Consider the following 7393-nt stretch of genomic DNA (forward strand, 5'->3'; position numbering starts at 1 on the left):
CGATCTATCGCAAGGCGGAGACCCCGGCGACGCCTGCGGCAAAGTCCTAGGCGCAGCCGCGCAGCCTACCGGCGCAGCTTTTCCAGCTCGGGAAATGGCTGCCAATTCGCGTTGTCACATTGTCCTTTCCGCGCGAGGACGAGCGTATCGAGGCGCCCGGCGAGGAATGCCACCATGCGGTCGCGACTGCCCTCGTATTTCCCGGTCGAGTTCTTCGCATTGAAGCGCAGGCACACCATGTAGCGCTGGTGCGCCGGCGACATCTGCTCGGTCGAGAAGATCGAGGCCGGAATGCTCTTCAATTCGGGCTCGCCGATATAGGCCTCGCGAACACCGGTCGGGTCGTTCAGGTAAACCCGCAGGTAATCCAGAATCTCGGCCTTGTAGTTTGTCGGCGGCACGTTCGGATTGCTCGACAGCACCGCAGGCTGTTCGCGCGCGCAGCCGCACAGCAGCGCTGCGAGCGCCACTGCCGCCACCGCCGAACTCAGCGGGCGGCGGTCGCGTCCTTTATCGTGCGCCATATCCGCTCCGGTGTCGCGGGCATATCGATATGCTCGATGCCATAGGGCGACAATGCGTCAACGATCGCGTTGGTCACCGCGGCGAGCGCGCCGACCGTTCCCGCCTCGCCCGCGCCCTTCACGCCGAGCGGGTTCATCGGCGTGAGCACTTCATTCGCCTTGCAGATGAAGTCTGGGAAATGCGCGGCGCGCGGCATCGCGTAATCCATGAACGAGCCGGTCAGCAATTGTCCGTCTTCGTCATAGCGAATGTCCTCGAACAGGATCTGGCCGACGCCCTGCACCACCCCGCCATGTACCTGGCCCTTGACCAGCATCGGATTGACGACCCTCCCGACGTCATCGACCACGATATATGTTTGAAGCTGGCACACGCCGGTATCGGGATCGATCTCGACCTCGCAGACATGGCAGCCGTTCGGGAATGTCGCAGCTTTGGGCGCTGCGATGGTCTTGTCCGCAAAGCCGAACGTCCCGCCAAGGCTCGGATCGCGCATCGTGTAGGACAGTTTCGCCACGTCCTTGATGCCGATCCGCCGGTCGGTCCCGGCAATCGCAAACTGCCCGGCTTCGAAGACGATGTCGCCCGCATCCGCCTCGAAGTGGACGGCGGCAATCTTCTTGCCGCGCTCGATCAGCCGGTCGGCCGAGATGCGCAGCGAATTCGAACCGGTGATGACCGAGCGGCTGCCAAAGGTGCCGGTGCCGAATTCAATGCCGTCGGTGTCGCCGTAGCGCACCCGCACGTCGCCGATATCGAGGCCGAGAAAATCAGCGACGATTTGCGCGAAGGTGATCTCGTGCCCCTGCCCGTGCGAATGGGTGCCCATCGACACGGTGACGCCGCCGGTCTGGTCGAACTTGATCTCCGCGCTCTCGGGGTTCGGCGCCGGCGCGGGCCCCGCCGAGATCTCGATGGCATTGGCGATGCCGATGCCACGCAGCTTGCCGCGCTTCTTCGATTCCTTGCGGCGTTCGGCGAAGCCCTTCAGCTCCGCAAGCTCCAGCGCATCGTCCATGTTGCGCTCGAACTCGCCGGAATCGTAGGTGAAGACGAAATTGGTGTTGTAGGGCATCTGATCCGGAGAGATCAGATTGCGACGGCGCAATTCCACCGGATCGAAGCCGCATTGCCTTGCGGCAAGATCGATGACCCGCTCGATCGCATAGGTCGCCTCGGGACGGCCCGCACCGCGATAGGGCGAGGTCGGCGGGGTGTTGGAGAACACGCCGGTCACGCGCGCGTGGATGTGCGGGGTGCGATAGACGCCGGCGAGACCACCGAGATTGTTGGTCGGTACATGCAGGCCCATCGGCGAGATATAGGCGCCGATATTGGCGGTCGTTTCGACCTTCAGAGCGAGGAAATTGCCGTGCGCGTCGAGGCCGAGAGTCGTCGTCGAAAAGTTGTCGCGGGCGTGGAAATCCGACAGGAAGCTCTCGCCCCGCTCGGCGGCCCAGAGCACCGGCCGCCCGACGAGCTTTGCTCCGACGAGGGTCAGCACATATTCCGGGAACGGCGCCTCTTTCAGACCGAAGCCGCCGCCGACATCCGGCGCCACCACGCGCACGCGATTTCCGGAGATACGGAAAATATCGTTGGCGAGGCTCTCGCGCACCGCATGCGGGTTCTGCAATCCGCAATGCAAGGTGTAAGCCTCGGCGACGGGGTCGTAGCTGCCGAGCGCGGTCCGCGGCTCCATGGTCACCGCGGTGATGCGGTTGACCGGATAGGTGATGCTGACCTTGTGTTTGGCCGCAGCCATCGCCTTCTCGACGGCGTCGCGATTGCCGGCGTCGAACACAAAGCAGATGTTGCGCGGCGATTGCGGCCAGAGCTCCGGGGCATCCGCATCGGCGGCGCTCCGCGTCTCGGTCACGGCCGGCAGCGCCTCCCATTCGATGGCGATGGCTTCGGCGGCATCATTGGCCTGATCCAGCGTTTCGGCAAACACCGCCGCGACCGGATCGCCGACATACAGCGCGCGCTCCCGCGACAAAATCCGGTAAGGCGGCTCAAAATTGGGGGACCCGTCGGGCGCCTGGCGCTTCACCTTGGACTGGATCGTTCCGAGCGCCGCGATCTCCGGATGCTCGCCGGTCAGGACGAGATGCACGCCCGGCATCTTTTCCGCTTCCGTAACGTCGATGCTGAGGATGCGCGCGGCGCCGTGCGGCGATCGCACCACGAACAGGCGCAGCGCATCGCGCGGCGCGAGATCGGCGGTATAGCGGCCGAGGCCGCGAACGAGGCGCAGATCTTCGGTACGCGGCAGCGACTTTCCGATGAAGCGGTACGACATTTCAGCTTTCAGGACGCGTGAAAAGGACGGCCCTTCTCTTAGCCGCTTCGCGGGCCGAAGTCATCGCGGCCATCAGGCATTCATGCCGCCGTCGGTCATGTACACGCTGCCGGTGCAGAAGCTCGACGCGTCGGACGCCAGGAACAGGGCCATTTCCGCAATCTCTTCCGGCCGGGCATGACGGCCGAGCGGAATCTGGCCGTTGATCATGGCGGTCGCGTCGGTCCCGATGGCGTTCGAGATGCGCTGCTCGATGTCGCCCTGGAACGAATTGTCCACCGGGCCCGGCGCCAGCACATTGCAGCGGATGCGCCGTGCGGCGCCTTCCTTTGCAACCACCTTCATCAGTCCGATCACCGCATGTTTGGACGTGGCATAGCCGACAATGGCCGGCGCGGAGCGCACGCCCATGATCGAGGAGGTGATGATGATCGAGCCGCCGTCGTTCATCAGCGGCAATCCGTATTTGCAGGCAAGGAAAGAGGCCCGCACATTCACCGCCATGACGCGGTCGAACAGGTCGTCGGGATAATCGGTGATCGGGGCGATGGCGCCGCTCATCCCGGCATTGGAAAAAATCACGTCGATCTTGCCGAACCGCGACACCGCAGCCTCGAGATAGTTCCTGGCCGCATGCGTATCGGCAACATCGGCTGCGAAGGTGTCGACATTGTCCGGCGCGGGAAGGCTCTTCGCGGCCTTCGCAAGCTGGGCCGGATCGCGATCGACCAGCATCACCTTGGCACCCTCGGCCGCGAACATCTTCGCGCTCGCCAGTCCGATGCTGCCGGCCCCGCCGGTGACGACGCAGACCTTGTTCTCCATCTTCGCCATCACGCCCTCCCCGCTATTTCATCAGCTCCGCCAGCGTATCCCGCAAAGCCTCCGGACAGGTGATGTGCGGGTTGTGGCTTGCATCCAGCTCGGCAAAGGGCCAGCCCTCGGCCTTGGCGCGGTCTGCGAATTGCCGGAACACATCGCCGGGCGCCACTCGGGTGCAATAGATGTAGCTCCGTTTGGGCATTGCCCGGCCCGACAGGCGAAGCGGCTGCTCGAAGCACTTCATCGGCTGCGTCAGCCGCCGGGTCGCGGCCCATGCGACGTAATCGGCCGGGGTATCGGACGGCATCGGGTTCGAGGGTACGCGCCAGCCGTCACCGGCCGCGGCGCCTGCCCGCATCTTCGCCTCCGTCTCGGGGCCGACAAGCTGGAACAGGCTCTGCCCGTCCTTCGGCACGAAGGCATCGAGATAGATGAGTTTCGTCACGCGGCCTTCGGACCGGTCCGCGACGCCCGTCGCGACCATGCCGCCATAGCTGTGCCCGATCAGCACCACATCGCGCAGGTCCTCGAACTGCAAGACGCCGAGGACGTCGGCGATATGCGTGTCGAGGTCGATCGCGGGATTGGCGAGATGGGCGCGCTCGCCGAGCCCGGTATAGCTCGGGGTGAAGACCTCGTGACCCGCGGCGCGCAGCAGCGGCCGCATTTTCTGCCAGGCCCAGGCCGACGACCATGCGCCATGCGCAACAACGATTGTGGCCACCCGCTTCCCCCCTGGACATCCGTTCGAACGCTCAGCCGAACTTGCGGGCGATTGTGGTCAAGTCGAAACGAAATGCAAATGCGATGCGGTTGCCACATGCCGCACCGCGCGCTAACGACAAAAAACCAACCGGAGACATATCCGTAATGGCGTCACGAAAGCGGCCTCCCTTCCGCGCCGAACATGTCGGCAGCCTGTTGCGCCCGAAGGCGCTCCTGAAAGCCCGCGAAGAGCGCGCCCGCGATGCGATTTCCGCGGAAGAGTTGCGCCGCATCGAGGACGAGGCGGTCCGCGAGGTCGTCGCGCGGCAGGAGGACATCGGCCTCAAAGCCGTCACCGACGGAGAATTCCGGCGCATCGACTGGTTCATGGACTTCAAATATTCGATCGGCGGTATCGAGAAGCTGACCGAGACGGTCAAGGTGCCGTTCCGCTCCGCGACCGGCGCAACCGATTTTGAATTCGTTGCCTATCGCGTCGGCGAGCGCATGCATCTCGACGAGACGATCTTCGCGGAAGATTTCGCCTTCCTGAAATCGGTCGCGACGAAGGCGATCCCCAAGCTGACCATCCCGTCGCCGTCGATGATGCATTACCCGGCCGGCCGCGGCGTCGACCGCAATGTCTATCCGGACTGGGAGATGTTCTACGACGATCTTGCGGCGGTCTATCGCCAGCAGATCGAAGGCCTCGCGGGGCTCGGCTGCACCTATCTGCAGCTCGACGATACCAGCCTGTCGTTCCTCAACGATCCGGCGCGCCGCGCCATGCTGGGCGAAGGCGCCGAGACCCAGCACCATCGCTATATCAAGCTGTTCAACGACTGCATCGCCGATCGTCCCTCCGACATGACGGTCTGCACCCATACCTGCCGCGGCAATTACAAGTCGGCCTGGATGGCGGAAGGCAGCTACGACCACGTCGCGGAAGCGCTGTTCAGCGATCTCGCGGTCGATGGCTTCTTCCTCGAATACGATGACGAGCGCTCCGGCGGTTTCGAGCCGCTCCGCTTTTTGCCCAAGGGCAAGATGGTGGTGCTGGGCCTTGTCACCACGAAATCCGGCAAGCTCGAAAGCAAGGACGATCTGAAGCGCCGCATCGACGAGGCTGCGAAATTCGCGCCGCTCGAGCAGCTATGCCTGTCGCCGCAATGCGGCTTTGCCTCGACAGCGGAGGGCAATCTGCTCACCATCGACGAGCAATTCGCCAAGCTCAAGCTCGTGGTCGAAACCGCGCGTGACGTCTGGGGTGACGAATGACGAGGTTCGAGGGAGTTGTGGTCGCGGGCGCCGGGCCCGTCGGCCTCGTCACGGCGTTGAAGATCGCGCGCGCCGGCATTCCGGTCACCGTTGTCGACTGCGAACCGGGGATCGTCACGTTGCCGCGCGCGGTGGTTTATCACGCGCCGACGGTGGAAATGCTGGACCGGCTCGGCTTGCTCGACGAATTGAAGATCGCGGGCATCCTCAAGCAGGATTATCAATTCCGCACCGTCGACGGCCGGATTCTGGCTGCGCCGCATATGTCGGTGCTGACGCCGGACGACACCGCCTATCCGTATAACCTGCACATGCCGCAGCATGAGCTTGCACAGGCGATCCTGCGCAACTTCCTTGCCATCCCAGGCGCTACGGTGCGCTGGAACACGCGTGTCACCGGCGTCGAGCAGAAGTCCGACGGCGTCGCCGTCACCGTCGAAACCGACGGCGGCACCAGCGTGATCGAATGCGATTGGCTGGTCGGCGCCGATGGCGGCAGCAGCACCGTGCGCCGCGCGCTCGGCCTGTCCTTCGAGGGTTACACCCACCCCGAGCGGCTGATTTCCACCAACCTCGTTTACGACTTCGAGGCGCGCGGCTTCGCGCGGGCGAATTTCATCATCGACCCGACCTATTGGGCGGTGATCGTGAAGATCGACCGTCACGGGCTGTGGCGCGTCACCTATGGCGAGGATGCGAGCCTGCCGGAGGACAAGGTGCAGGAGCGCATTGCTAATCATTATCGGGCGATCCTGCCGGATGACGGGCCTTATGAACTCAAGGCCTTCGCGCCGTTCCGGGTGCACGAACGCAGTGCGCCGCGGTTTCGCGTCGGTCGCGTCCTGCTCGCGGGCGATGCCGCCCATGTCTGCAATCCGTTTGGCGGGCTTGGCTTGACGTCCGGCCTCCTCGATGCCGATCTTTTAGGCGACGCCCTCCCCGCGGTCATCAAAGATGCAGCGAGCGACGACCTGCTCGACCGCTATGCGGAGGAACGGCAGCGCGTCTTCCGCGAAATCACCGGGCCCACCGCCGCAGAGAATCTCCGCCGGGTGAAGGAAACCGATCCGGAGAAGAAGCGCGCCGACAATGCGCGGTTCGACAAGCTGCGCGACGATCCGCAATTCCAGCGCGAGGCGCTGACCTTCACCTACAAGCTCGTCGGACGGCCGATCGGCGTGCCGCAAACCCATTGACCGGCCGTCTCCCACCGTCGTCTGCCCACCGGGCGCGTCAGGGGACCAACCGCGTTTTGGACTTTTGTCTGCACGATGCCGATTGAATTGTTGGGACTCAAACTATAGCCTGCCTGTCACGTCCGAAGACCGAAACCAACTCGGCCTCAACTCAGGGAGGAATCAGATGATACCCCATCGCTCGATGACATTGGCCGGGTCGGCGCTTGCCGCCGGCCTGTTGCTGGCGCAGCCCGCCCCCGCGCAGGAGCTGATCTACGGAAGCTGGACGCCGGCGCGCGAATATCAGAACGCCAAGGTCATGCCCGGCATCCTCAAGGCCATCGAGGAAAAGACCGGCGGCAAGGTGAAGTGGAAGCTGGTGCCCGGCGGTCAGCTGGTCGACGGCAAGACCACCTTCACCGGCGTGAAGGACGGCCTCATTCAAGCCGGCCTTGCGATCCCGCAATATGTGCCGAACACCGTGCCGGCGATGTTCATGCTCTATTCGACGATCGTGCTCGGCCACAACGACGTGGTCGCGGCAACCGGCGCGGTGCTGGAAACCATCTATTTCAACTGTCCG

Annotated in this window: 6 protein-coding genes and 1 pseudogene; 3 read left to right on the plus strand and 4 right to left on the minus strand. The window is 64.1% G+C overall.

What is annotated here, in order from left to right; translation table 11 throughout:
* Positions 1-65: 65 nt before the first annotated feature.
* The 4 genes from VN004_RS04310 to VN004_RS04325 all read right to left on the minus strand — a co-directional run bounded on the left by VN004_RS04310 (position 66) and on the right by VN004_RS04325 (position 4373).
* Positions 66-524 (minus strand): hypothetical protein, encoded by a 459-nt coding sequence (locus tag VN004_RS04310; protein WP_325607370.1) that lies wholly within the window; start codon positions 522-524, stop codon positions 66-68.
* Complete coding sequence (locus tag VN004_RS04315; RefSeq protein WP_325607372.1) at positions 488-2827, minus strand: xanthine dehydrogenase family protein molybdopterin-binding subunit; 2340 nt, start codon at positions 2825-2827, stop codon at positions 488-490. The genes VN004_RS04310 and VN004_RS04315 overlap by 37 nt, the downstream gene beginning before the upstream one ends.
* A 72-nt stretch (positions 2828-2899) precedes the next feature.
* Positions 2900-3661 carry an SDR family oxidoreductase gene (locus VN004_RS04320; protein WP_325607374.1) on the minus strand — a complete coding sequence of 254 codons (762 nt, stop codon included), beginning with the start codon at positions 3659-3661 and terminating at the stop codon, positions 2900-2902.
* Positions 3662-3674: 13 nt separating this feature from the next.
* On the minus strand, positions 3675-4373 hold the full coding sequence (locus VN004_RS04325) for an alpha/beta hydrolase (RefSeq protein WP_325607376.1): 699 nt from the start codon (positions 4371-4373) through the stop codon (positions 3675-3677).
* Between the two features lie 146 nt (positions 4374-4519).
* Here VN004_RS04325 and VN004_RS04330 point away from each other — a divergent pair, with 146 nt between their 5' ends.
* The 3 genes and pseudogenes from VN004_RS04330 to VN004_RS04340 form a co-directional block, all read left to right on the plus strand.
* Entirely contained in the window at positions 4520-5632 is a 1113-nt protein-coding gene (locus VN004_RS04330) for a 5-methyltetrahydropteroyltriglutamate--homocysteine S-methyltransferase (protein ID WP_325607378.1), read from the plus strand.
* On the plus strand, positions 5629-6828 hold the full coding sequence (locus VN004_RS04335; RefSeq protein ID WP_325607380.1) for an FAD-dependent oxidoreductase: 1200 nt from the start codon (positions 5629-5631) through the stop codon (positions 6826-6828). The genes VN004_RS04330 and VN004_RS04335 overlap by 4 nt, the downstream gene beginning before the upstream one ends.
* Before the next feature lie 166 nt (positions 6829-6994).
* Positions 6995-7393, plus strand: a pseudogene (locus tag VN004_RS04340) (hypothetical protein); the annotation flags it as partial.

It is taken from the genome of Pseudorhodoplanes sp. (genome assembly GCF_035565855.1).
Classification (GTDB): domain Bacteria; phylum Pseudomonadota; class Alphaproteobacteria; order Rhizobiales; family Xanthobacteraceae; genus Pseudorhodoplanes.

Excerpts from the sequence above, each read along its gene's own strand:
- VN004_RS04310 (WP_325607370.1), bottom strand. The coding sequence starts at position 524 with ATGGCGCACGATAAAGGACGCGACCGCCGCCCGCTGAGTTCGGCGGTG.
- VN004_RS04315 (WP_325607372.1), bottom strand. The coding sequence starts at position 2,827 with ATGTCGTACCGCTTCATCGGAAAGTCGCTGCCGCGTACCGAAGATCTG.
- VN004_RS04320 (WP_325607374.1), bottom strand. The coding sequence starts at position 3,661 with ATGGCGAAGATGGAGAACAAGGTCTGCGTCGTCACCGGCGGGGCCGGC.
- VN004_RS04330 (WP_325607378.1), top strand. The coding sequence starts at position 4,520 with ATGGCGTCACGAAAGCGGCCTCCCTTCCGCGCCGAACATGTCGGCAGC.
- VN004_RS04335 (WP_325607380.1), top strand. The coding sequence starts at position 5,629 with ATGACGAGGTTCGAGGGAGTTGTGGTCGCGGGCGCCGGGCCCGTCGGC.